At 70.3% G+C, this 23,484-nt stretch carries 26 protein-coding genes; 11 read left to right on the top strand and 15 right to left on the bottom strand.

The genetic code is table 11. The features are described from left to right. Positions 1-11: 11 nt before the first annotated feature. The 7 genes from VA596_RS25715 to VA596_RS25685 all read right to left on the bottom strand — a co-directional run bounded on the left by VA596_RS25715 (position 12) and on the right by VA596_RS25685 (position 4,538). Positions 12-545 (bottom strand): MauE/DoxX family redox-associated membrane protein, encoded by a 534-nt coding sequence (locus VA596_RS25715; RefSeq protein WP_323330708.1) that lies wholly within the window; start codon positions 543-545, stop codon positions 12-14. A gap of 72 nt (positions 546-617) precedes the next feature. Next, the gene (locus VA596_RS25710; RefSeq protein ID WP_196425463.1) at positions 618-755 is read right to left on the bottom strand and encodes a hypothetical protein; all 138 of its coding nucleotides are present in this window, start codon (positions 753-755) and stop codon (positions 618-620) included. 83 nt (positions 756-838) lie between these two features. Beyond that, the gene (locus VA596_RS25705; protein WP_323330707.1) at positions 839-1,783 is read right to left on the bottom strand and encodes a MerR family transcriptional regulator; all 945 of its coding nucleotides are present in this window, start codon (positions 1,781-1,783) and stop codon (positions 839-841) included. 481 nt (positions 1,784-2,264) lie between these two features. Then, positions 2,265-2,507, bottom strand: a complete 243-nt coding sequence (locus VA596_RS25700) for a hypothetical protein (protein WP_323330706.1) — start codon at positions 2,505-2,507, stop codon at positions 2,265-2,267. After that, a complete protein-coding gene (locus VA596_RS25695) occupies positions 2,447-3,067 on the bottom strand; it encodes an LLM class flavin-dependent oxidoreductase (protein WP_323330705.1) in 621 nt (206 codons plus the stop codon). The genes VA596_RS25700 and VA596_RS25695 overlap by 61 nt, the downstream gene beginning before the upstream one ends. A 75-nt stretch (positions 3,068-3,142) precedes the next feature. Next, positions 3,143-3,766, bottom strand: coding sequence for an NADPH-dependent F420 reductase (locus VA596_RS25690; RefSeq protein ID WP_323330704.1), 624 nt, complete (start codon positions 3,764-3,766; stop codon positions 3,143-3,145). Positions 3,767-3,803: 37 nt separating this feature from the next. Beyond that, the gene (locus tag VA596_RS25685) at positions 3,804-4,538 is read right to left on the bottom strand and encodes an SDR family NAD(P)-dependent oxidoreductase (protein WP_323330703.1); all 735 of its coding nucleotides are present in this window, start codon (positions 4,536-4,538) and stop codon (positions 3,804-3,806) included. Positions 4,539-4,663: 125 nt separating this feature from the next. Between VA596_RS25685 and VA596_RS25680 the strand changes: the two genes are divergently transcribed. Continuing rightward, the gene (locus VA596_RS25680; protein ID WP_323330702.1) at positions 4,664-5,257 is read left to right on the top strand and encodes a TetR/AcrR family transcriptional regulator; all 594 of its coding nucleotides are present in this window, start codon (positions 4,664-4,666) and stop codon (positions 5,255-5,257) included. A gap of 134 nt (positions 5,258-5,391) precedes the next feature. Here the strand turns inward: VA596_RS25680 and VA596_RS25675 are convergent, their stop codons facing one another. After that, entirely contained in the window at positions 5,392-5,796 is a 405-nt protein-coding gene (locus VA596_RS25675) for a winged helix-turn-helix transcriptional regulator (RefSeq protein ID WP_323330701.1), read from the bottom strand. A gap of 309 nt (positions 5,797-6,105) precedes the next feature. Here VA596_RS25675 and VA596_RS25670 point away from each other — a divergent pair, with 309 nt between their 5' ends. The 3 genes from VA596_RS25670 to VA596_RS25660 all read left to right on the top strand — a co-directional run bounded on the left by VA596_RS25670 (position 6,106) and on the right by VA596_RS25660 (position 8,495). Beyond that, the gene (locus VA596_RS25670) at positions 6,106-6,579 is read left to right on the top strand and encodes a Rossmann-fold NAD(P)-binding domain-containing protein (protein ID WP_323330700.1); all 474 of its coding nucleotides are present in this window, start codon (positions 6,106-6,108) and stop codon (positions 6,577-6,579) included. Positions 6,580-6,623: 44 nt separating this feature from the next. Continuing rightward, entirely contained in the window at positions 6,624-7,580 is a 957-nt protein-coding gene (locus tag VA596_RS25665) for an SMP-30/gluconolactonase/LRE family protein (RefSeq protein WP_323330699.1), read from the top strand. 408 nt (positions 7,581-7,988) lie between these two features. Then, positions 7,989-8,495, top strand: coding sequence for a hypothetical protein (locus VA596_RS25660; RefSeq protein WP_323330698.1), 507 nt, complete (start codon positions 7,989-7,991; stop codon positions 8,493-8,495). A gap of 174 nt (positions 8,496-8,669) precedes the next feature. Here VA596_RS25660 and VA596_RS25655 read toward each other — a convergent pair whose 3' ends face one another. Together VA596_RS25655 and VA596_RS25650 are read right to left on the bottom strand one after the other, a co-directional pair. Further along, entirely contained in the window at positions 8,670-9,329 is a 660-nt protein-coding gene (locus tag VA596_RS25655) for a response regulator transcription factor (RefSeq protein ID WP_323330697.1), read from the bottom strand. Then, positions 9,326-10,459 carry a sensor histidine kinase gene (locus VA596_RS25650; RefSeq protein ID WP_323330696.1) on the bottom strand — a complete coding sequence of 378 codons (1,134 nt, stop codon included), beginning with the start codon at positions 10,457-10,459 and terminating at the stop codon, positions 9,326-9,328. The genes VA596_RS25655 and VA596_RS25650 overlap by 4 nt, the downstream gene beginning before the upstream one ends. Positions 10,460-10,884: 425 nt before the next feature. On the opposite strand from VA596_RS25650, the gene VA596_RS25645 reads away from it, so the two are divergent. Continuing rightward, on the top strand, positions 10,885-12,339 hold the full coding sequence (locus tag VA596_RS25645; RefSeq protein ID WP_323330695.1) for an alpha/beta hydrolase family protein: 1,455 nt from the start codon (positions 10,885-10,887) through the stop codon (positions 12,337-12,339). Between the two features lie 363 nt (positions 12,340-12,702). Continuing rightward, positions 12,703-13,251, top strand: a complete 549-nt coding sequence (locus VA596_RS25640; RefSeq protein ID WP_323330694.1) for a hypothetical protein — start codon at positions 12,703-12,705, stop codon at positions 13,249-13,251. 439 nt (positions 13,252-13,690) lie between these two features. On the opposite strand, the gene VA596_RS25635 is transcribed toward VA596_RS25640, so the two are convergent. Continuing rightward, positions 13,691-15,010 carry an NAD-dependent epimerase/dehydratase family protein gene (locus VA596_RS25635; protein ID WP_323330693.1) on the bottom strand — a complete coding sequence of 440 codons (1,320 nt, stop codon included), beginning with the start codon at positions 15,008-15,010 and terminating at the stop codon, positions 13,691-13,693. A 92-nt stretch (positions 15,011-15,102) separates the two neighbouring features. After that, positions 15,103-15,720 (bottom strand): NADPH-dependent F420 reductase, encoded by a 618-nt coding sequence (locus VA596_RS25630; protein ID WP_323330692.1) that lies wholly within the window; start codon positions 15,718-15,720, stop codon positions 15,103-15,105. A 399-nt stretch (positions 15,721-16,119) separates the two neighbouring features. Here VA596_RS25630 and VA596_RS25625 point away from each other — a divergent pair, with 399 nt between their 5' ends. Beyond that, a complete protein-coding gene (locus tag VA596_RS25625; RefSeq protein ID WP_323330691.1) occupies positions 16,120-16,983 on the top strand; it encodes a hypothetical protein in 864 nt (287 codons plus the stop codon). Between the two features lie 160 nt (positions 16,984-17,143). Beyond that, positions 17,144-17,620, top strand: a complete 477-nt coding sequence (locus VA596_RS25620; RefSeq protein ID WP_323330690.1) for a hypothetical protein — start codon at positions 17,144-17,146, stop codon at positions 17,618-17,620. Positions 17,621-17,701: 81 nt separating this feature from the next. Here VA596_RS25620 and VA596_RS25615 read toward each other — a convergent pair whose 3' ends face one another. Next, positions 17,702-18,052, bottom strand: coding sequence for a WD40 repeat domain-containing protein (locus VA596_RS25615; RefSeq protein ID WP_323331121.1), 351 nt, complete (start codon positions 18,050-18,052; stop codon positions 17,702-17,704). An 83-nt stretch (positions 18,053-18,135) separates the two neighbouring features. On the opposite strand from VA596_RS25615, the gene VA596_RS25610 reads away from it, so the two are divergent. Together VA596_RS25610 and VA596_RS25605 are read left to right on the top strand one after the other, a co-directional pair. Continuing rightward, entirely contained in the window at positions 18,136-18,372 is a 237-nt protein-coding gene (locus VA596_RS25610) for a hypothetical protein (RefSeq protein WP_323330689.1), read from the top strand. Between the two features lie 113 nt (positions 18,373-18,485). After that, entirely contained in the window at positions 18,486-19,064 is a 579-nt protein-coding gene (locus VA596_RS25605) for a VOC family protein (protein WP_323330688.1), read from the top strand. Between the two features lie 64 nt (positions 19,065-19,128). Here the strand turns inward: VA596_RS25605 and VA596_RS25600 are convergent, their stop codons facing one another. Next, complete coding sequence (locus VA596_RS25600; RefSeq protein ID WP_323330687.1) at positions 19,129-20,097, bottom strand: alpha/beta hydrolase family protein; 969 nt, start codon at positions 20,095-20,097, stop codon at positions 19,129-19,131. A 247-nt stretch (positions 20,098-20,344) separates the two neighbouring features. Here VA596_RS25600 and VA596_RS25595 point away from each other — a divergent pair, with 247 nt between their 5' ends. After that, complete coding sequence (locus VA596_RS25595) at positions 20,345-21,010, top strand: DUF4097 family beta strand repeat-containing protein (RefSeq protein WP_323330686.1); 666 nt, start codon at positions 20,345-20,347, stop codon at positions 21,008-21,010. Positions 21,011-21,166: 156 nt separating this feature from the next. Here VA596_RS25595 and VA596_RS25590 read toward each other — a convergent pair whose 3' ends face one another. Beyond that, entirely contained in the window at positions 21,167-23,392 is a 2,226-nt protein-coding gene (locus VA596_RS25590) for a heavy metal translocating P-type ATPase (RefSeq protein WP_323331120.1), read from the bottom strand. Between the last annotated feature and the right edge of the window lie 92 nt (positions 23,393-23,484).

Here is a 23,484-nt window from a genome sequence, read left to right as displayed (position 1 = left end):
AGATACCTCTTTCAGCGATGGGCGGTGTCCGCCTTGCCGACCAGGCCGGCCAGGCTGTCCCAGTTGATTGCGACGAGTGCGGCGAACGCGCCGACGAGCACGGCGGCCGCGGCGGTGTCGAGTCCGAGACCGGGCCCCTGCGGAACGGCGAGGGCCGCCGCGGCCCACCCGGCGAGGAGCGCGTTGCGGACGAGGTGGGCACGGCCGAGCACCGCCCCGGAGCGGCCGAAGCAGCGGCAGGTGACGCGGCGGCCCAGGCGCATCGAACGAGCGATCGCGGCGCAGAACACGAGCATCACCGCCGTCGCCAGCCCGAGCCCGAGCCGGTGGGTGGCGGGGAACGCGACGAGCACGGCGACGGCCAGCTCGGCGACGGCGGTCCCGGCGGCGATCGGCAGCCAGCCCACCGGCGACCGGCCGAGCGGCGACAGCGACGCGGCGAACTCCGCCAGCCGCACCCGCCCGGCGAGCTTGCCGACGGCCGCGACCGCGAACACGAGCCCGGTCAGCACCCGGGCGGCGAGCACGAACTGGGCGCCGATCATCGGTGAACCTCCTTTGCGCGGCAACGCCTTTCCCGCCGCGAGGCCGCGGCGGGAAAGGCATGGGCGTCGCGGTTACTTGCAGCTGCCGTAGCAGTCGTAGTGGAACGTCTTGCAGACCTGGCCGTGCTCGGCGACGCAGGCGCCGGCCTTGACCTCGCGCAGGAACAGCCCCAGCAACCGGTCACCCAGGGTGTTGATCATGCGAGCCATGATCACTCCTCTCACTAACGGGAATCGACCGGGAGATCGTGGCTCAGCCGCGCTATCCGTTCGCTATCGAGGACGCCGGGGCCTCAGGTCCGGCTGTCGTGGTGAGCGCGCAGTGCCTGGCCGAACCAGCTGAACACCGGTTGCAGGTCCGGGAGCGGGGCCCAGCCGTTGATGGTGGCGGCCAGCTGCCAGTACCGCGTGACGCGAGGATCGTTCGCGACCTCGAGCCGTTCGAGGATCCATCGCTTCAGCTGGTTGTCGTCGGCCTTACCGAAGGTCTCGGCGTAGCGCGCGGTGAGCGCGGCGACGACGCCGCCGGCTTCCCGCGAGTCCGGCGCGATCCCCGCGGCAAGCGCCCGTCCGACGTCCCCGCGCACGGTCTCGGTCAGCTCGTGGTGCAGGCCGGTGGTGTCTCCGCCGGCGCGCTGGGCCGCCTGGTACTCGGCCATCCGCCGCACCGCGGCCCGGAAGTCGTTGTCCTGCACCAGCTCCACGAGTTCCATCCACGCCTCGACCTGTTCGAGGGTGGCGTCGTCGGGGAGTTCGGGCATGCTCGAACGCAGCAGTTCCACCATGGCCGGGTTGGCGTCGACACCGCCGAAGGCGTCGTCGATGAAATCGTGGATGAAGTGGCGCCGTTCGGCATCGGACAGGTTCACCAGTCTGTGCATCAGATCCATCTCCCGGGGGGTCGATTCCCGGCGGGCGACCGCGGCCAGCACCGCACGCCGCAGGCGCAGCACCCGGATGTGTGTGTCGAGGGCCGCCGCGTGCGCGGCGGCGACCTCGGCCAGCGAGGTCTCCTCGGCCAGCACGCGCCGGATCGTGGCCAGGTCGACGTCGAGGGCGCGGAGCGTGCGGACCAGTTCCAGCCGAGCCAGGGCGGCCACGTCGTAGAGGCGGTAGCCGGCCGGGCTGTGACAGGTCGCCGGAACGATCCCCTTGTCGGCGTAGAACCGGATCTTCTTGACGGACAGCCCGGTCCGCGCGGCCAGAGCCCCGAGCGACGTCCTCTGATCGTCTGGCAAGCCGCGCCTGCAGTACCTGCCCGTCGCCAATTCCGTCCTCGAGGCTGCGGCCGACGCCGTGCAGGAGCAGCACGGGTGGATCGGCCGGATCACCGCCGACTCGCACGCGGGCCTTCGATCTTGCGCGGAGTGACACTCATGCCGTCAGCGCCGGCGCAGCGCGAGATCCTCGACGGCGAACAGCGCGAGCTTCCGCGACCACTGGGAACGAGGTGAGGTCGGCACCTGGCGGTCAGCGGTGAAGCTCATGCTGGGCTACGACATCGAGATGCTCCACGACCCCGACCGGGATCACTGGGTCATGCTCTACACGCCGCGCAGCACGGATGACCGCCCGTTCCGATGAGCCGCACGCCCTCAGCCAGGACCAGGTAGGGACCCGCGCCTCAGCGCGAATTGACGATCGTGCCCCTGCGGTCCTGAGAGCCAGCCCGATCAGCGAGGCGACGCGGGTCGGCTGCCGGCGACGGCTCTTCGGTCGTCACAATCCGCCGGTTCGCGCGATCACCTGGCCGGCGAAGTCGAGCATCTGATCAAGGCTGTGGAGCATCGCGAAGGCATCCACGTAGGCCTCGTCGGTACCGGATTCGGCAAGCTGCTTCAGCCTGTCCGCAAGCGAGTCGACGGACGTGCCCGGGCCGACGTTGATTCGGATGGCCGTCTTCAGCGCGTCGGGATCGCGGCCTGCGTCCTGCGCCGCGCGGCGCGGCGCGCGATCGACCACAGGTGGTCGGTACTCTCGTCGCGACCGGGGATCGACGCGGCGGCCGGCGGCCCCTCGACCCCGAGCCAGCCGGTGCCGACGCGGCCGACCCGGCGCATCGCGGCCTCGCTTTCACCGCCGATCCAGATGGGTGGCCCACCCGCCTGGACGGGGCGCAGGTCGGCGTGGACCGGCGGCAGGGAGAAGAACTCGCTGTTCCAGGACACCGGGGTGGTCGTCCACCACGCTTGCAGGAACGCCAGCACGTCGTCGAGCATCTTGCCGCGCCGGTGCCAGTCGGCGTTGCGGGCGACCTCGTACTCCTCCTTCATCCACCCCAGCCCCACACCGAGGCCGAGGCGGCCGTCGCTGAGCACGTCGAGCGTGGTCAGCAACCGGGCCAGGTGCGGCGGCTCGTAGTAGAACGTGCTGAGCGTGCTGGTGACCAGCCGCATCCGACTGGTCGCCGTCGCGGCGACCGTCAACAGCAGCAACGGATCCAGGTGACGCCCCATCTGCGGCCCGCGGGTCAGGTAGGTGCTGTCCAGATCGACCAGCGCCGCTGACAGCGGGCCCGACAAGGGGAAGGGTGAAGCCGAGCTTCATGGTGGGGGCTCCTCCGGGCAGACCATCGTCCGCCGATAGTGCGGTGCCGCTCAGCCGGTGAATTCGGTGACGCCGAGGGCGAAGTCCCAGTGGCCGACCCCGTTGCCGGCGAGCCCCATGGTGACCACGCCCGCTCCTTCCAGCCAGTGCGCCATCTTCAGGCCGCCGACGTCCAGCGCGCGCAGCCCGAGGCTCTCGATGAACGCCTTCACGCTCGCCTTGGCCTGTGCGTTGTCGCCGGCGAAGAAGACGTCGGGCCGGCCCTTCTCCAGGACACCACGGAAGATGGTGTTGAACGCCTTCACCACGCTGGCGCCGGCCGGGGCCACCTTGGCGGCCTCCTGCGCGATCGAGGTTTCCTCGCTGTGCGCCAGTCCGTCGCCGGTGGCGTTGAAGGGGTTGCTGATGTCGACGACGACCTTGCCGGCGAGGGCGTCTCCGTATTCGGCGACGACCGGGACGACACCGTCGTACAGCAGGGCCGTGATGACGATGTCCCCGGCCGGGACGGCGCCCCACTTGCCCGTAGTCGTGCCGCTGCCCAGAGCCGTGGCCAGGTCGTCGGCCTTGGCCTGATCGCGGCCCATGACCTCGACGGTGTTGCCGCCCGCCACCGCGAGCGTGCCGATGGTGCGAGCCATGTTTCCGGTACCGATGACGGTGATGCTGCTCATGAGGTGTGCTCTCTTCCTGTTCTTCCGGGCGGGTGGCTCAGATCGCGGTGGCGCCGCCGTCGGTGACCAGTTCCAGGCCGTTGACGTAGCTGGAGTCCTCGGAGGCGAGGAACAGGGCCGCAGAGGCGATTTCTTCGGGGCGGCCCATCTTTCCGCGGGGGATGAGGGACTCGAACGCGTCCCTGGTCGCCTCGTCGAACAGTTCTTCCTGTTTCGCGGTGGCGACCTGACCCGGGGTCAGGACGTTGACCCGGATCTTGCGGTCGCGCAGTTCGTTGAGCCACACCCGGGCCCAGGCCTGCTGGACGGCTTTGCTTCCCGCGTAGATGCTCCAGCCGGGGAAGGCGCCGAGGGAGGCGTTGGACCCGGTCATGAAGATCGAGCCGTGGTCGTTGATCAGCGGCAACGCCTTCTGCACGGTGAAGAGGGTGGCCCGCGCGTTGAGCGAGAAGGCCCGGTCGAACTGCTCCTCGGTGATCTCGCCGAGCACGGCGGGTTCGCCCGTCCCGGCGCTGGCCCACAACACGTCGATCGAGCCCTTTTCCCGCTTAACGGTGTCGTACAAGCGGTCCAGGTCGTCCAAATCGGACGCATCACCCTGCACGGCCGTCACGTTGCGGCCGATCAGCTTGACCGCGTCGTCCAGCGCCTCCTGCCGCCGGGCCTGGATGAAGACGTGCGCTCCTTCGTCGACGAACAGCTTGGCGCCGGCCAGTGCCATGCCGGTGGACGCGCCGGTGATCACCGCGACCTTGCCTTCGAGCTTTCCCATGGTCACTCCCTTGCGTTGCCGAGTTGGCGTTATGTACACCAATCTGTGTATGTAACGTAACCGCAGACGGCCTGGAGCGCAAGCTATGTACACCGATCAGTACCGAACGGTGTACGCTCGAGAGCATGACCGAGCTGGAGAAGGGCCCCCTGGGCCGGCGCCGCGGCCGGGGTGCACGCGAGCGCATCCTCGGCGCGTCACAGCAGCTGTTCCGCGACCAGGGCATCAACCGCACCGGCATGGACGAGCTCTGCGCCGTGGCCCAGGTGTCCAAGCGCACGGCCTACCAGCACTTCGCCGGCAAGGACGAGCTCGTCACCGAATACCTGCGCCGGTTCGATCCCGACGTCATGCCCGAAGTGTTCGACCGCGCCGACCTCACGCCCCGCGAACGGCTGCTGGCCGCGTTCGAGATGCCCGCGTCCACGCCGTTGTGCCCCTACATCGCGGCGGCCGTCGAACTCCACGACCCCCAGCACCCCGCGTCCCGGTACGCCCGCGAGTACAAGACCGCCATCGCCGCGCGTCTGGCCGAGGCCGCCCGCGAAGCCGGCGCCACCGACCCCGAACAACTGGGCGAACAACTGGCCCTGCTCATCGACGGCGCCGCGGCCCGCACCCGGGTCCTCGACAGCGACTCCTTCCCCACCGCCGCCGCCATCGCCGCCGTCCTCATCGACAGCGCCATCCCCGCGTCATCCTCGGCAGCCCAGCGATAACCGCGGAACCGCCGGGCCTGCTTCCGTTCCGCAGGGACGCCGATGACTGTCTCGTTTGCGTAGGGGACTGAAACGTCGGCGAGGCGTGATCAGAGATCCGGCGCGCGACCTGGCCCGGTCGCTGCAACGAGGCGTCAGCCGGTTTGCCCGTCGCGGTTGTCGTAGGCGTCCTGGGCGGTGAGGACCTCGGGCAGGTGCTGCACCGACCACTCCGTGAGCGCCTTCAGCGGCACCCGCAGCGTCTCGCCCAGCGACGTCAGCCCGTACTCCACGCGCACCGGCACCGCGGGATGGACCGTCCGCCAGACCAGGCCGTCGCGTTCAAGGGCGCGCAGAGTCTGGGTGAGCATCTTCTCGCTCACCCCCGAGAGCCGGTTGCGCAGCTGGGTGAACCGGCTCGGCCCCTGCTTGCCGAGCTCACCCAGCACCAGGATCGACCATTTGTCGCCGATCCGGTCGAGCAGATCCCGCGACGGGCAGCCGCGCTCATACGGATCCCACGACGGTGTCGTCCTGGTCACAGCCTTGTCGGTCGCCACCGCATCCACCTCTTCTCTTTCCGGCGGGTGGTTACCTTACCAAAAGGTGGCTACTTCCCAACGGTGAGCCACGGGGTCACGGTGGGTCCGTGCCGCGGAAAAGCCGCGACGGAAAAGAGAACCGCACGTGTCCATCGTCGTCACCGGAGCCACCGGCCAGCTGGGCCGGCTCACCGTCGAAGCACTGCTGCGGCGCGGAGTTCCCGCCTCGCGGATCATCGCGACCGGCCGGAACCTCGAGCCGCTCAAGGACCTGGCCGACCGCGGCGTCGTGCTGGACACGGGGTCTCCCTGGTCGCGTACACGAGCATGGCGCACGCCGGTACGGCCACCACGATCCTCGCCGCAACCCATCGCGCCACCGAGGAGTACCTGCGCGAGCGCGACGTCCCCCACGTGCTGCTGCGCAACAGCTGGTACCTGGAGAACTACACCGCCACCCTGCCCTCGATCCTCCGGCACGGCGCGGTCGCGCTGACCACCGAAGGCCACACGAGCGCGGTGTACGAGCTCGGTGGCGACGAGGCGTTCACCCTGGCCGAGCTCGCCGCGACGGTCTCGGCCGCCACCGGCGAACCCGTCGCCTACACCGATCTGCCGGCGGGCGATCTCACCGAAGCGCTGATCGGCGCGGGCCTGCCCGCCGAGCTGGCGAACGTCCTCACCGACGCCGACCTGGGACTGGGGCGGGGTGAGCTGTTCACCGAATCCGGCGACCTGAGCCGCCTGATCGGCCGCCCGGCCACCGCACTGGCCACCGCGATCGCCGACGCGCTGCGCTGACCGGCCACACGTCCCCTGCCACCCGAACGGAAAGGTTCATCACGATGTCCATGCACACCACGCTGTTCACCCTCGTCGCGACGTCCGTCGCCCTCGGCGTCCTGGCCGTTCCCGCCACCGCCACGACCACGCCCGAGGACAGCGGCTCCCCGGTCACGATCGACGGCGCCAACGCCTTCCCCGAAAGCGTCGCCGCCGACCACGATTTCGTCTACACCACCAGCATCGGCGACGGCACCGTCTACCGCGGACGCACCGGCGCGGCGACGCTCGAACCGTTCCTGGCGGCCGCCCAGGACGGCCGCACCCAGGCCACCGGGATCAAGGTCGCGGGCGACCGGCTGCTGGTCGCCGGCGCCTTCACGGGCCGGTTCTTCACCTACACCACCACCGGCAGGCTCGTTTCCGCCTACACCGTCCCGGACACCGGCGAGGCGACCCTCGTCAACGACGCGGCCGTCACCCCGCGCGGTGACGTCTACGTCACCGACTCCTTCCGCGCCGTCGTCTACCGGATCCCCGCCGCCGAAGTGCACGCCCCCGCCGCCGGCACCCACCGGACCCTGCAGGTGGCCTATCACCTGCCGGACTACGTGGCCGGCCAGTCCAACGGCAACGGCATCGTCGCCACACCGGACGGCAAGTCGCTGATCATCGGCTACTGGTACAGCGGCGCGCTCTACCGGCTCACCCTCGCCACCGGCGAAGTCCGCAAGATCGACGCGCCGGCCCTGCACAGCGCCGACGGCATCGCGCTGCGGGGGCACACCCTCTACATCGCCCGCTCGGTGAACAACGTCGTCACCACGGCACGGCTGTCCGCCGACGGAACCCGGGCCGGCGTCGTCACCGAGCGCACCTACCCGGGGGCCGACACCACGACCGGCGTCGCGCTGAACGGGGATCGGTTGCTGGTGACCAATTCCCAGATGGACACCTACCTGTACGGCACCCCGCTGACCAGCCCGGTGTTCACCCTCGAAAGCCTGCCACTGCGCTGAGGACGGCACCGGCCCGCAGAACGGTGGCCGAAACGAGGGCGCACCACATTGCTTCCGAAACCCCGGCAATTCTTCGCGCAACAAGAGGACGATACATATCGCGACACCCGGCAGACAGGGCCGAAAGAGTGCGGGCAATTACGACGGCTGTGCGGAAACCCGGATCCGGCCGCACTGACGTCGAGAAGTCCGATAATGACCAGAAAGATGGCCGAGGAGAGAAATCTCCACAACCGCAACTCCAAAGAATTGCGCAAGAACCGCGAGCAGAGCTGTAACGCATTCATGATCGTCCACGAAGGTCCGATCGTGAAAACACCGAGCAGACAACTCCTCGCAGTTCTCGCGGCAGCGACGATCGCTTGCAGCATAGGAACAGCGGCAATTCCTGCCACGGCTCAAGCAGTCGTGGTAGACCCGCAGCCATGTCCCCTGGACGGATGCGGCGGCGACCCCGGGGATCCCGGCGACCCGGGTACGCCGCCGCCCACCACCCCGGCCCCGACGACCTGCGCCAACCAGGGAACCCCGGTCTACAGCGGCTCGGCCACGTCCTACAGCCCCGACTGCGGCACCGGCTACCGCGTCCACGCCTACACCACCCTGCTGCGCTGGGACTCCTACTCCGGCGGCAGCCCGGTCAAATCCGCCCGCATGCAGAGCTACATCCGGTTCGAACGCACCAACGGTGACGGCCTCGACGCCCGCAACACCCGCGTCGCCTGCCACGACAACTACGGCGGCTCCGGCTCCGACCAGGAGAACAAGGCCACCAAGACCACCGTCACCTACAGCACCCCCGGCATCCCGCCCGGGGCCGCGGTCACCGTGACGTGCGAACACCAGGCCACCTACAACAACATCACCTACTCCACCACCACCGTCCAGACGATCTACGCACCCCACCCCTACTGATCGACACCCCGCGATCAACAGTCCCCTCGGCACGAGCCGGGCACTGCGGGGCTCGCGCGGTCCTGGCCGGCTTCTGCCCGGCCAGGACCGCCACCAACGAGCCGGCGCTCGGCGGGCCTCACACCAGCACTCCGGGACGGCCGAGGACCACCGCTCCCTGAACGAAGTTCGTCCTCACGCCGGGTGGATGAGGCGGCTCTCATAGGCGAAGACCACGGCCTGGATCCGGTCGCGGAGCTCGAGCTTCTGCAGGATCCGTCCCAGGTGCGACTTCACGGTCGCCTCCGCGAGGTGCAACGTGGCCGCGATCTCGGAATTGGACAAGCCGGCGCCCACCTGGACGAGCACCTCGTGCTCGCGGGCGCTGAGCCGGCTCAGCCGCTCGTCGCATCCGGCGCTGCCGCCGGGGATGTGCGGGCGGAACTTCTCCAGCAGACGGCGGGTGATCCGCGGGGAGACCACCGCGTCGCCCGCGGCCACGTGACGGATCGCGGTGAGCAGTTCCTCGGGCCGGGTGTTCTTCAGCAAGAACCCCGAAGCTCCGGCCTTGAGCCCGGCGAAGGCGTATTCGTCCAGGTCGAACGTGGTGAGAATCAGCACCCGGGTCTGCGCGCAGGACCCGATGACCTGCCGGGTCGCCTCGATCCCGTCGGTCCCGGGCATCCGGACGTCCATGAGGACGACGTCGGGGCGCAGTTCCCGGGCGAGGCGGACGGCCTGGGCGCCGTCTTCGGCTTCGCCGACCGGCTCCATGTCGGGCTGGGCCTCCAGGACCGTGCTGAACGCCATGCGGAGCAGCGCTTCGTCGTCGGCGATCAGGATGCGGATCGTCATGCGGTCGCCGCTCCGCTGCTGGCGAGGAACAGGCGGGTGTGAACGCCCCAGCCGCCGCCCGGCAGCGGTCCGGCCCGCACCGTCCCCTCGTAGGCGGCGGCGCGTTCTCGCATGCCGGTGATGCCGTGACCGGACCGGGCTGCAGAAGGCAGACGGGGCCCGCTGTCGGAGACGTCCACGGTGACGGTCTCCGTCGAACACTCGACCCGGACCTTCGCGTCGGTGCCGGCGGGGGTGTGCTTGAAGCTGTTGGTCAAGGCTTCCTGGACCAGGCGGTAGACGGTCAGCTGCGCGCTGGCGGGTATGCGGGTGTGGGCGCCGTGGATTTCGATCCGGGTGGGCAGCCCGGCGGCGCACATCTGGTCGGCGAGGGTCGTCAGCTGGGCGATCCCGGGCAGCGGGTGGCGCAGCGCGTCCGGTTCGCCGGTGCGCAGGACGCCCAAGGACCGCCGCATGTCGGTCAGGGCCTGCCGGCCCGTCTCGGAGATCTGGTGCATCGCAGCGATGGCCTTGCCGGGCGACCGGTGCTGCGCGTAGACGGCGGCGTCGGTGAGCGCGACCATGACGGACAGGTTGTGGGTGACGATGTCGTGCATCTCCCGCGTGATCCGCGTCCGCTCTTCGGCGACGGCCACCCGCGCCTGCCGGTCGTGGTCCCGTTCCAAGCGCACCGCCCGTTCCTCGACGGCCGCGAGGTAGGCGCGGTGGGTCCGCACGTGCACCCCGAGGACGCCGACGGCGACGATCATCGCGGTGACCGCGACGAACGGCGTCAGGAACGCGCCGTCGGTGGCCCAGCGCAGGCAGGCCAGGAAGCCCCCGGCCTCCAGGACGGCCCCGGCGACCAGCGTGCCGCGCAGGTCCGAATGCACGGCCACCGTGTAGAGAGCCACCAGCAAGGCGATGTCGGCCGGCAGCTGGACGTCCAGCAGCCACTGGACCGAGGCCACGGCCGCTACCGCACCGAACACCGTGCGCGGGGCCCGGTGCCGCCACACCAGGGGCAGCATGAGGACGACGGTGAAGGTCACGGCGGCCGGCAGCTCTCGCGGCGGCCGAGTGGTCACGACGTTGAGCAGGAGAAGCGCCAGCAGCAGCGAACCCCGCACCACCGGCGGCAGCCGGGACACCCGGCGTGTGGCGGCTCTCCCCAGCCGCGCCGCCCGTGCCGGAAGAGTGCCGGCTGTCCTCGCGGAGCGCACCTGCTGATCGCCGGATCCGGCAGCCGCCACGGTCATCGCACGTTCCTGTCGATCCAGCCCCGGAGCGGCCCCCGCGTACCGCCGGAGCCGAGTACAGGGCGCGTACCCGGTGCCGCCATGCTAGGCCGTGGGCCCGGCTCCGCACATGAGCCTGGCGTCTGACGGCACCCGGCCCGGATACGACCTGAGGAGGAGTTCCACCACCTCCCGCAGTCGCAAACCGGCCACCGATCCGGGCCGCCCGATTGCCACTCCCGTCTCACTGGGCCTGCTCCGGATTGCGCTCCCGGTCGCCCGGGAATGGCGACCCGGGAGCGATGTGGCCGCGCCTCCCCCGCGCCGAAGATGGCCGGGTGACCGAGATCATCACGGGACTGAACCTGTGCCTCCTGGAAATCCTGGCGTTGCTCGGAGCCGTCGCGCTGGTGGTGGCGCGCTGGCTCCCGCCCGCCGCCCGCGCACGGACCACGATTGCGGCGGGGGCGGTTCTCCTGGCGTCCGCGATCGCGCTGAGCGTGACGGGGATCCGCTGGCAGATGCTGCCGGTGCTGGCGGGCGCCGCCTTCGCGGCGCCGTTCGCCTTCTCGCCGTTGCTGCGACGTCGTGGCGGCCGGCCGGCACGGCGGGCCCGCTGGTGGCTCGCGTTGCCGGGATCGGTGGCGTGTGCCGGGCTGATCACCACGGGCGCCGTCGCCGTCTGGGCCTTTCCCGTCCCCGTGTTCCCCGTCCCCTCGGGCGGGTTCGCGGTCGGCACCCGCGTGCTGCAGTGGACCGACCCGCTCCGCCCCGAGACCTTCACCGCCGATCCGGACGACCGGCGCACGGTCGTGGTCCAGCTCTGGTACCCCGCGCAGAGCAGCCCCGCGGACGCACCACGGGCCCCGTACCTAGGACGCACGGAGGACGAAGCGCGCACCGTCTCCGAAGCCCTCGCCGCCGGAACCGGCCTGCCGCGGTTCCTGCTGGACGACGTTCCGCGCGCCCGCACCCACTCGGTCTCCGACGCCCCGGTGGCCCGCGAAGGAGGACGGTTCCCGATCGTGCTGTTCTCCCCCGGGTCCGGCGGAGTGCGCACCCAGAACACCGCCTGGGCGGAGGAACTGGCCAGCCACGGCTACGTGGTCGCCGCCCTCGACCACCCGTACGACTCCGCGGCCGTCGTCCTCGCCGACGGCCGGACGATCACCACCGAGACCGTCTCCAGCGGCGACCGGGACCAGGACGAGGAACTGGCGGCCGGCTGGACCGCGATCCGGGCCGCCGACCTCGGCTTCGTCCTCACCCGGCTGACCGCTCTGGACCGGGGTGAGGGCGCCGACCCGCTGGCCGGGCGCCTGGACACCGGCCGGGTCGCCGCGACCGGCCACTCCCTGGGTGGCGCCGCCGCCCTGCAGGTCGTCCGGCAGGACCACCGGTTCGCCGCCGTCATCGACCTGGACGGCTACCCGCACGGCCCCCTGTCCCCCGCCCTCGACCGGCCGGCGCTCGCGCTCACCCAGGCCATCACCCCGGCAACCGACCCGCGCTACCTGCCCCGCCTCACCGCGGCGCTCGACAGCAGCACCGCGCCTAGCTACCGGCTCACCATCCAAGGCGCAGCCCACCTCACGTTCACCGACGGCCCGCTGTACCTCCCACCGGTGCCCTCGATAGTCGGCTCCCTGGGCCGCACCGAGAGCCCGCGGATCGTCGCCGCAACCACTCTCGCTTTCCTGGACACCGTCCTGCGAGGTGCTTCCACCGATGTGGCCGGGGTACTGCGGGCCTACGGCGAGCTCAGCGTCCACCAACCGGACGCCGCCCGCTGACCCGTCACGCCTGATCACAGCGGCAGCCCAAACGCACAGATGCAGCCGTCCTCAAGGCCAGATCAACCTTTTCGCTCTCCGAACATCCGCTCATGCCGCCGATCGTGCGTTCGACTTCGACGTGCCGGTACTCGCGCGATTTACTGCAGCATAAACAGCGCACGTACGACCGATGTCTGCTCCCCTTTCTTCCCAGCGGGATTTGCCACTCGGCGCATCTCGGCTGACGATGTGCCGTTCGAGTGACTGCGATCCAGGCAGCTAAACCGGCCGCTCGACCGGCGCGTGTCCTCGACGCGGTTGCGCTCAGAGCCGCATTCACGAGAGCCCGAAGTCGGGTTCACATCGAGGGAGGAACCGGAAATGATCGCTTCCTGGAAACGCTGCGTGGTCGGCCTTGCCGCAGCGGCGGCCAGCGCGGCAACACTGCTGGCGGTGGCCGCCCCGGCCGGCGCGTCGACACCCGTCGCCGAGTCGCAGGGAATTCAGGTCCAGGCAGTCGACAGCGCCACGCCGGTCACGGTGTCGGATCTGGTCAGTGCCCATCCGGAAAGCGTCGCCTCGACCCTGTACTGCGCCGTCCGAGACAACGCATTCGGATGTCAGCAAGGCACGCCGGGCGACGGCCTGGTGGTCAGCATCCTCTACTACGACCCGAACTTCACCGGCTCGCAGGTCGTGATCTTCAACCCGGCCTACCAGGTCGGCTGCACTTCGGGAACGGGCGACAACGAGGGCGGCGCGAACCTCGGTGCCGCGGCCAACCTGATCAGCTCGGTGCGGACCTACCACTCCTGTGACATCAAGCTGTTCGACGGCAACAACGCGACCGGCACAGCCACCGGATGGCTGGACGCTGCCGGCACCCTGGGGTCGATGAACGACCGCGCCAACTCCTTCAAGATCTCCTGATCGGACCCACTCCGAACTGGAGAGGCAACGAGACCCAGCTACTTCGTCGCGGCCGCGAGATCCTCGGCCGCTGCGCCGGGCCCGGTGTTCCTGGTGGCCCGCCGGGCACCCGGGGGCACGGAGCGCACCGGCGAAGACGGCGCCACCGAGACTGACCTGATGAACCTGCCGGGCACGAGGACCGCCACACCCTCCAGCGCTACCTCGAGCCCTCCCAGGAGGGCACCTGCCGACGCTCGACGAGATCGACGCCCACCGCCCTACCTGGACACCCAGCGCAGACGAACTCGCCGCCCACCTCATGACCTATTTACCAGCAGATCGGCGGCATCCGCGTCGATCACCTGAAGCGCCGCGACCGTGCGTTGTTTCTCAGCGTCTGCTGCTTGGAGCCCTACCGTGGGCGAAGTGTTCGCGTACTGCGGGGATTCCGGGTGTATCAACCGTTCACGACCAGGTCGTTGACAGCCTGCGTGTCCTTGTAGAAGGCGTCCGCGCCGTAGATCTTCCCGCCACGGACTCGATAGTGCTCCACGACTTTCATCGGCAGTTGTCGCCCGCTCTTGCGGGAGGTGAAAACGGCGTCGAGCCGCAGTTCCACCACGTCGCCGGCCCGGACGATCTCGTGCCCGCGTGCGGTGAGCTCGGCCAGCACGTCGATCTCACGGGTCAGGCGTGCGAACCCGTCCGGCCCTCGCCATTCCCCACCCCAGGGCAAGCTCTCCGCCTCCCGCCAGACGGCGTTCTCGTCGACCATCGCAAGAGCGCCCTCTCCGCCTCGGACGAAGTCCTCCAGCGTGGCCACGTCGTCGTGGACTTGCGCGGTGACGGCGGGAAAGTAGTGGCCGTTGTCCAGATCGGCGAGCAGGCCGGGCCGGCTGGGTTCCCAGCCCAGGGTGCGGCGGGTGATGAGGTTGGACGCCGGGTAGCTCTGGGTGGCGACGTTCGCGAGGAAGCCGAAGTATCCCGGCGTCATCAGTTCGTCCGCGGGGATGCTCACGACGGGAAGGTCCAACCGGCTGCCGATGGCCTCGGCTATCTCGCGGAAGGAAACGCCCTCGTCCTCGACCGCGTGCCAGTAGCTGCCGGCCGGTCCTTTCTCCAGCGCCAGGCGGAACAATGAGGCGAGATCGCGAACGTGTACGGCGTTCCACAGGTTCGTGCCGTCTCCGGGGTGACCGGCGAAACCCTTCTCCTTCGCCAGTGCGATCAACAGGGGAAGGAAGCCGGCATCGTCGGTGGTGTCGTGCACGATGTTGGCGATCCGCACGACCGACGACCGGACCCCTCGCTCGGCGAGGTCGATCACGGCCCTTTCCACGGCGTTGCGAGCCCGCAGGGTGCCCTGGTGCTCATCGCCGCTGGGCAGGGCCGGGTCGTCCTCGACGATCGGCCGTCCGAGGTTGCCGGGTGATCCGATGCTCCCGGCCACGACCAGCGGCTTGCCGGTGCCCGCGAGCGCCTCTCCGTAAGCGTGCATGATCGGGAGTTCCGCCGCGGCCACGGCGCTCATCCCGCCGGTGGGGAGCAGGTCCTGCCGGTGGGCGACGTGGATGACGCCGTCGGCGTCCGCGGCAGCTTCCTTGAGCTCGTCGAGGTCCTCGAGGCCGCCGCGCCGCACCGTCGCGCCGAGCGCGGTCAGCGCGGCGGCGGCCGTGTCCGACCGGGCCAAGCCCGTGACCTCGTGGCCGGCGGCGATCAGCTCGGGGACGATGAACGAACCGGAATGGCCGGTTCCGCCGGTGACGAAGACGCGCATCAATACTCCCTGTCAGGGTTGGCGGAGTTCTCCCCGTGCCGTCGACCGGCTGTGGTGACGTCGCCTGGGGATAAGGGGCAGTGTGGGCGCAGTCAGCCGAGGAGCCTGGCGCCGAGGGCGATGTCGAAACCAGCGCCGCTGCGGGCCAGGCCCATCATGAGCAGGCCCGTTCCTTCCAGCCAGCGCGCCATCTCCAGGCCACCGACATCCAGCGGCCGCAGGCCCAGGCTCTCGATGAACGCCGCCACGCTCGCCTTGGCAGCCGGGTCGTCACCGGCGAAGAACACATCGAGTTGGCCGCCCCGGGCCAGGACGTGCCCGAAGACGGTATTGAACGCCTTCACCACGTGCGCGCTCGCCGGCAGGGCGGCGGCGAGCTGGTGCGCGCCGGACGTGCCCTCCGGGGTGACCAGGGTGGTGTCGTCGGCGCCGGCGAACGTGTTGGAGATGTCGACGACGACCTTGCCGGCCAACGCGTCCCCGTACCGGCTGACGACCGCGACGCCGCCCGCGTGTGGCACGGCGAGGATGACGATGTCGCCGGCCGGGGTGGCGCCGAAGGTCCCCGTTGTGGCGCCGAGCGCAGCGGCGACCTCCTCGGCCTTGGCCGCGTCGCGGCCGACGACCTCGACTGCGTGGCCGCCGGCGAGCGCCCGCTCGGCCAGGGCGCGGGCCATGCCCCCGAGACCGATGATGCTGATGTTGCTCATGGTGTGTCTCCTTTTCGTGGCAGCGTGAGAGGCCCGTTTCCCATCGCGTCCGAAGCGCGATGCACGACGTTCACCACCCGACGTTGCCACCGGCCCCGTGTGGGAGTCCAAGACCTCTTTCGATCACGGCGATGCCCTGGGAGCATCGCCGCGCTGCACGACGCGGAGCGAGAAATGGGCCTACAACCAGCCTTACTGCGCCGAGCCCGAACGCCGGGCGGCTCTGCCGGGTTGGCTGCATACCGTCCGGCTCGGGAAACGGGTGATCCCGAACCACGTCCCGATCTCCACCAGGTCGGCGTAGCGGAATCGTCGTGTTCGTCAGCCACGGTCAGCATCCACGAACGGCCAACCTTTCGCCCGTCTCGCGCGTGTACTCCCCGAGGCGAGGGGGCTGTCATGGGGGCACAGGTGCCGACCCGCGGCGAGGTGGCGCAGGCCGCGGTCTGGCTGGGCCGGCACGGGGTCCGGGTGCGGGTCCCGACCCGGCTGCTGGCGACACGGCTCGGCATGCGCGTGGGCGCGCGGCCGCTGGCGGTGCTGGGGCGGCTGGCCGTCTTCTACCTCGCCGGGACCGCCGGCGCCCTCGGGTACCAGAGCCTGCAGTACCTGCCCGGCGTGCGCGGGGTCGAGATGACCGACAGCAAGGTCGCGTACTTCCTCCTCTTCGCGATCCAGGGGGCGATCTGGTCCGCCCTCCGGCAACGGGACCGCAAAGCCGCCGCGGCACTGGGCCAGCGGGCGCTCGACCGGCCGCGGCCGCCGTGGCGCGCGCTGAGGAGCGGCTGGTACTTCGCGTCGGTCGTGGTGACCTTCGCCGGTGGCGCCGCGCTCGGGGCGACGATGTTCTTCACCACCGAGTACCGGACCTACGCCTGGAGCTGGCTCGGTCTCCTCGCGATGAGCGCGGTCGTCTTCGGGGCGGCCTTCGCCGGGGTGGTCCGCCGGCCGGTGATCGCGGAGGACGAGCCGTCGCTGGCGGTCGACGCCGTGCTGCGGATCGAGGACCTCAGCCTCACCCTGCCTGCGATCTACGCGTCCCCGGTGCTCACGGACCTGGTGACCACCCACCGGCAGCCACCCGGGTTCGCGCCCTGGCTGGCCGGTTACGCGGCGCTGGCCATCGCACTGCAGGTCGTCGACGCGATCATCCACGGGCGACGGCGACCAGCCCTGCCGGACGGCAACTACGGCGTCCCGTCAGCGGACCCACAGTTCGCGCAGACCGCGGTGAACTGGTCACCCCCGGAGGCGCCCCGCTGATCCGGACGGCCTTCGCGACCCTGGCGGCGGTCGTACCAGCCGCCCAAACCTGCAAGCGTCAGGCGTCGCCTCCAGCCGGAATACTTCCCCTCTTCTCCTAAACCCGCCGTCCCCTTCACGCGTGTCGGTGAGGAGACCACATCGAACAGGGGAGGAACACGTGATCAAGAAGGTGATGGCGGCGTGCGCGATCGCGAGCGCGGCCGTGCTGGGGCTGGCCGTGCCCGCGTCGGCGGACGTCCGCTCGAGTCCGGACTGCCAGAACAGCGCCGGTTACCAGACGCTCGTGACACCGCGGGCCGCGGTGATCGCCACCAACAACGTCGTCGTCGGGGAGGTCCAGCTGTGCCGCCAGGGTGACCTGTACTTCGCGTTCGTGCTCTTCGACCAGGCCATGACGGCCAGCCAGTACGCGCAGGCGTACCTCGTGCGCTACGACCAGGGTGTGCCGGTCGGCACCGTGACCTGCGACAGCTCCGGCGGCAACGGGAAGGTGCTGCCGGGGCAGCGCCGGTGCTGGACGCCGAACCTCAACGGGCAAGCGGCCAGGTACACCTTCGTCGCGTCGGCCGACAAGCACAGCAGCCACACCGGCGCCCTGCTCGCCTCGGGCAACACCGGGCTTCCCGCCCGCTGACTCCACCCGGCCCGCTGTGCGCGCCGGTCGCGCGAGACCGGCGCGGACAGCGGGCTCACAGTCCGGCTCCGAAGGCGACAGTCATCCGCAGGAAGCGGGGAACGTCGCTTCGGGCACGTGCTGAGCCCAGCGTTGCGGAGTCAGCACCCCCGCGGTGTCGGCGCAGATCCGGCGCTCCGCTTCCCGCACGTCCATCGCGGTCAGCTGAATGGTGCGATCGTCGCTCGCGGTCGCGAGCACGGTGCCGTCCGGGCTGAACACGGCGCCGTCGATGGGGGCCGTGTGCGTGGTCAGCGCCTGCCCGATCGGAGTGGCGTTGGCCGGGTCGTGGACGTCCCACAGCCGGATCGTGCCGTCCTGGCCGGTGCTCGCCATGGTGGCGCCGTCCGGGGTGAAGGTCACTTGGTAGACGAAGCTGGTGTGCCCGTTCAGCGGTGCGCCCAGCTGTTCCGGCGTTCCCGTGCCGCTGACGTCCCAGAGCCGGACGGTGTGATCGGTGTCGGCAGTCTTTGGTCGTGATCGCCGTCGCCCTGGGTATGGCCGCCGCCCCGGCGGCGTCCGCGGCGACCCCGCCGAAGACCATCAGCAAGGGCGACAGCGGACACGGTGTGTGGTGCGTCCAGCGCGCCGTCGACAACTACTACAAGACCTACTACGGCAAGACCACCAACGTCATCGCCGAGGACGCCCAGTTCGGCACCAGCACGGCCGACTGGGCGACCTCACCAAGTCCGAAGACCGGCTCATGCTGAAGTGGCGCCGGCGGAACTGCCGCCACGCAAGCGGGACATCGTCAACGATCGCGCTGTTCGCATGAGCAAATAGCTACGTGTCGTTTCGGCAGGTCCGGGCTTACCTTCGCGTGGTGGCGAACGAACTGACGATTCCGCTCCTGCCCTGTCCTTCCATCGACGAGATCGCGTCGTTCTACGAAATGCTCGGCTTCGAGATCACCTATCGGCAGATGCGGCCGAACCCGCACGTCGCGGTGCGACGGGAAGACATCAATCTGCACTTCTTCGGGATGGACGGCTACGACCCGGCGCAGTCCTACAGCACGTGCCTGGTCATCGTGGCGGACACCGGCGAGCTGTTCGAGGCCTTCGCGGCGGGGATGCGTTCCGTGCACGGAAAACTGCTCGTCTCCGGCATCCCGCGGATGACCCGGCCGCGGCTGCGCAACGACCGGTACACCGGGTTCACCGTCGTCGATCCGGGCGGCAACTGGATCCGGATCAGCAAGGCCGCCCAGGAACCCGAAGCACGGACCACGCTGGCCAAAGCCATGGAGAACGCCGCGAGACAGGCGGATGCACGCGGCGACGAACGCCAGGGGCTGAAGATCCTGGAAGGCGCGTTGAAGCGGGCGACCGGCGACGAACCGGAGTTCCGGGCGGTGCAGGAGTACCGCGATGAGCTCATCGAACGGATCAACCGGGCCTGAGCCGGCGTGGTGTCGCTCCCGGCACTCAGCCAACGGTTTCGCCGCGCGTCGAACCGTTTCGGGATCACTTGGATTCGACGCGTCCCAGGGCGCCGGGGCCGGTGGTCAGCGCGGCCTGGGCTGTCTGCCAGGAGCTGTCGCCGGGGTGGAACGCCGAGCGGAGGTAGGCCGCGGTGAGCTCGGCGATCGCGGCGACCCGGTCGGGGCTCTCGTCCGTGGTCTCGATGCTGTCGTGGCCTTGGATGCCGCCCAAGAGGTGCTCGCCGTCGAAGACGGTGAGGAGTGTCTTCGGTCCGGGCGCGAGGTGGTAGGGGTCGGCGTGCCAGTCCGGTCCTATCGTCGTCCAGTGCTGGGAGTCGTCCTTGTCGCCGGCGACCACGAGAGCCGGTGTCGTCATCGTGGTGAGGTCGGTGGTGCGGAAGAGCGGCACGCGGGCGGACATGAACCCGTCGAAGGCGTCGCCGCCCCGGCCGATGGCGCCCAGCAGCACACCTTGCGTGATCCGGGGGTCGAGCGCGTTCATCGCCCGACCGGTGTCGGGGTCGGTGGCGCCGGCACCGAGGAGGAGTTCGCTGGTGAACGAGCCGGCGGAGTGGCCGGCGACGGCGACCTTGCCGCGGTCCAGCCGTCCGGCGAGCTGCGGCACGGCCTGCTCGATCTCGTCGAGCCGATCGAGGATGCCGCTCATGTCCTCGACGCGCGAGCGCCAGAAGAAGGGCGCTCCGGGCTGGTCGGCGACCCGGTGGCTCAGCCTGGGGGCGCTGAGGTGGTGGGGCTGGATGACGACGAACCCGCGGGCCGCCCAGACCTTGGCCAGAGGGAGGTAGCCGTCGAGCGACGAGAGCCCGTACGCCCCGCCCTGGCCGTGGGAAAAGAGAATGATCGGCAGATCGGCGCCGGTCACGGGGGCCGAAACGCGGACCTCCAGATCCAGCGGGCGACCGGGCACGGTCAGCGTGACCGGGCTGACCGACATCACCGGGGGTGCGGACGGGTGCAGGTAGGTGTCGGCGACGGAAGTCCATTCGGGCATGCGGAAACGTTCCTTTCGAAGAGCTCCCCGCTGATCGCAGGGCGAGCAAGGAGGTTCAGCCTCGGCCGAGACTGAAGCGGAACCTTGCTCCACTTACTATACGGAGCATGGTTCCATTTCGCAATCGACCCTGACGCCGGCCGCCCGTGTCAGCCGCCGTGTCAGCGCCGTGGCCGCCCGATGTCAGCCCACCCCGCAACAGTGGTTCACGTCCCCACCACCGGGGACCACGAACCCAGGAGAACCCATGCAGACCTTCGCCACCACCACCCCGATCACCACCACCCTCGACCTCCCCGCCGGCCGCATCCACCTCCACGCCACCGACCGCACCGACACCACCGTCGACATCCACCCCGCCAACCCGGCCAAGACCCGCGACGTCAAAACCGCCGAACAGACCACCGTCACCTACACCGACGGCGTCCTGCACATCCACACCCCGCAGGGCAAGAACCAGTACTTCGGGCCGTCCGGCTCCATCGACGTCACCATCGCACTCCCCACCGGCTCCCACATCGAAGCCACCACCACCGCCGCCGAACTCGACAGCACCGGCCGCCTCGGCAACGTCACCTTCACCGGCGCCCACCGCCACATCACCCTCGCCCACACCGCCGCCATCCACCTCACCGCCACCGACGGCGACATCCACATCGGCCACCTCGACGGCCCCGCCGACATCACCACCGCCCGCGGCGACATCCACATCACCGAAGCCACCACCGGCACGGTCACACTGCAAACCCAGGCGGGCAGCATCACCATCGGCGCCGCCCCCGGCGTCTCCGCAACCCTCGACGCCGGAACCACCCACGGCCGCATCGACAACACCCTCAAGAACAACGGCACCCCCGAACTCACCATCCACGCCACCACCACCCAGGGCGACATCGTCGCCCGCAGCCTCTGAAGCGCGGCGCCGCGAGGGACGGGGGTCTCGGCTGACCCGCGTTCGCCTCTCCGGTGCACGAAACATCGTTGGGGGCGGAGCCGGTAGGGACTGCAAGCCCCAGAGCATCGGCGAGAGTCGGCGGCGGACGTCGGCTTCGTGCCGGTGCACCATTCATCAGCCGCGCGGCTTCCAGGCGGACTCGGGTGTGGCCGTGCCGCGGAACCGGGTCAGGCGCAGGCTGTTCGACACGACCAAGCAGCTCGACGCGGCCATCGCCGCGCCCGCGATCATCGGGTTGAGCAGGCCCGCGGCCGCCAGCGGCAGCGCCGCCACGTTGTAGGCCAGCGCCCAGAACAGGTTCGCCTTGATCGTCGCCAATGTGCGGCGGGACAAGCGAATCGCGTCGACCGCGGCCATCAGGTCACCGCGGACCAGGGTCAGGTCCGCGGCCTCGATCGCGGCGTCCGTGCCGGTGCCGATCGCCAGCCCCAGGTCGGCGGTGGCGAGCGCCGCGGCGTCGTTGACGCCGTCGCCGATCATCGCGACCACGCGGCCCTGGGCCTGCAAGTCGGCGATCACCTCGACCTTCTGCTCGGGGGAAACGCCGGCGATCACCTCGGTGATGCCCGCCTCCTGCCCGATCGCCTGAGCCACCGCTTCGTTGTCCCCGGTCAGCAGCACCGGGGTGAGGCCGAGGCGGCGCAGCTGAAAGACCGCCGGCGCGGACGTCGGCTTGACCGTGTCCGCCACGACCAGCACGGCGTGGGCGAACCCGTCCCACGCGAGGATGACCGCGGTGTTCCCGGCACGTTCGGCCTGCTGCTTCACCTTGAACAACACCGACGGCACCCGGACGGACATCTTCTGCAGAAGCTCGGGGCGGCCCACGACGACGCGGTGGCCGTCCACCCGGCCGAGCACGCCGTAGCCGGCGACGGCCCGGAACTCGCGCACCTGGCCGACGTCGCCGAAGCGACGGCGGGCCGCTTCGGTGACGGCGACGGCGATCGGATGCTCCGACGCGCTTTCCAGGGCGCCGGCCAGCTGCAGCGCGAGGTCCTGCGGCACGCCGTCGACGGTCTTGACCCCGGCCAGCGTCATCTTCCCGGTGGTGACGGTGCCGGTCTTGTCGAGCACGACGGTGTCGACCCGCCGCGTCGACTCCAGCATCTCCGGTCCCTTGACCAGCACGCCGAGCTGGGCGCCGCGACCGGTGCCCACGAGCAGCGCGGTCGGCGTCGCCAGCCCCAAAGCGCACGGGCAAGCGATGATCAGCACCGCGACCGCCGCGGTGAACGCGATCCCGGTCTCGGCTCCGGAGCCGAGCCAGAAACCCAGCGTCGCCACCGAAAGGCCCATCACGATGGGCACGAAGACGGCGGACACGCGGTCGGCGAGCCGCTGCACGTCGGCTTTGCCGCTCTGGGCCCGTTCCACCATCGCCGCGATGCGCGCGAGCCGCGTCTCGGTGCCGATGCGCGCCGCCCGGACCACGAGGCGCCCGCTCATGCTCACCGTCGCGCCGACCACCTCGGCGCCGGCCGCCACTTCGACCGGCACGGCCTCGCCGGTCACCAGGCTGAGGTCGACCGCGGACGCGCCCTCGACGACGACGCCGTCCGTCGCGATCTTCTCCCCCGGCCGGACGACGAACAGGTCACCGACGCGCAGGCGGTCGATCGGGACGCGGTCTTCGCAGCCGTCGCGCAGGACCGAGACGGATTTGGCGCCGAGGTCCAGCAGCGCCCGCAGCGCCGCACCCGCCCGGCGTCGCGACCGGGACTCGAAGTACCGGCCCGCCAGGATGAACAGCGTGACACCGGTGGCGACCTCGAAGTAGATCCCGTCGACGTCGTGGTCGGCGTAGAGGGTGAACTCGAACTCGTGGCGCATGCCGATGACGCCGGCGCCGCCGAAGAACAACGCGTAGAGCGACCAGAGGTAGGCCGCGGCCACTCCCATCGACACCAGGGTGTCCATCGTCGCGGTGGCGTGGCGGAGGTTCGTCCAGGCCGCCCGGTGCAACGGCCAGGCGCCCCACACGACGACCGGGGACGCCAGGACGAGCGAAACCCATTGCCAGGCCGGGAACTGCAGGAACGGCACCATCGCCAGCAGGATCACCGGTGCGCCGAACATCGCCGAGACGTGCAGCCGGCGGAGCAGCGCGTCGGCCGGCAACGGCTCGGCCCTTTCCTCGGCCTGGGGTGGTTCGGGTGGCGCGGCGGTGTAGCCGGCCGCCTCGACCGCGCGGATCACGTCGTCGACGGTCATCGAGGGCGGCACCCGCACGAGGGCCTTCTCCGTGGCGTAGTTGACGCTGGCCTCGACGCCGTCGAGCCGGTTGAGCTTGCGCTCGATCCGGGCGGCGCACGACCCGCAGGTCATGCCGCCGATGATCAGCTCGATCCCGGGCCCGGCCGCAGCAGGCGCCGGTGCCGCTACTGCGTCCCGGACATCGACACGACCGGGGTCGAGGGCGCGGATGGGGG

This window comes from Amycolatopsis heterodermiae, assembly GCF_034929455.1.
Taxonomy (GTDB): Bacteria; Actinomycetota; Actinomycetes; order Mycobacteriales; family Pseudonocardiaceae; genus Amycolatopsis; species Amycolatopsis heterodermiae.
Note: the sequence above shows the minus strand (reverse complement) of the source record. Positions and strands in the feature narration are given on the sequence as shown.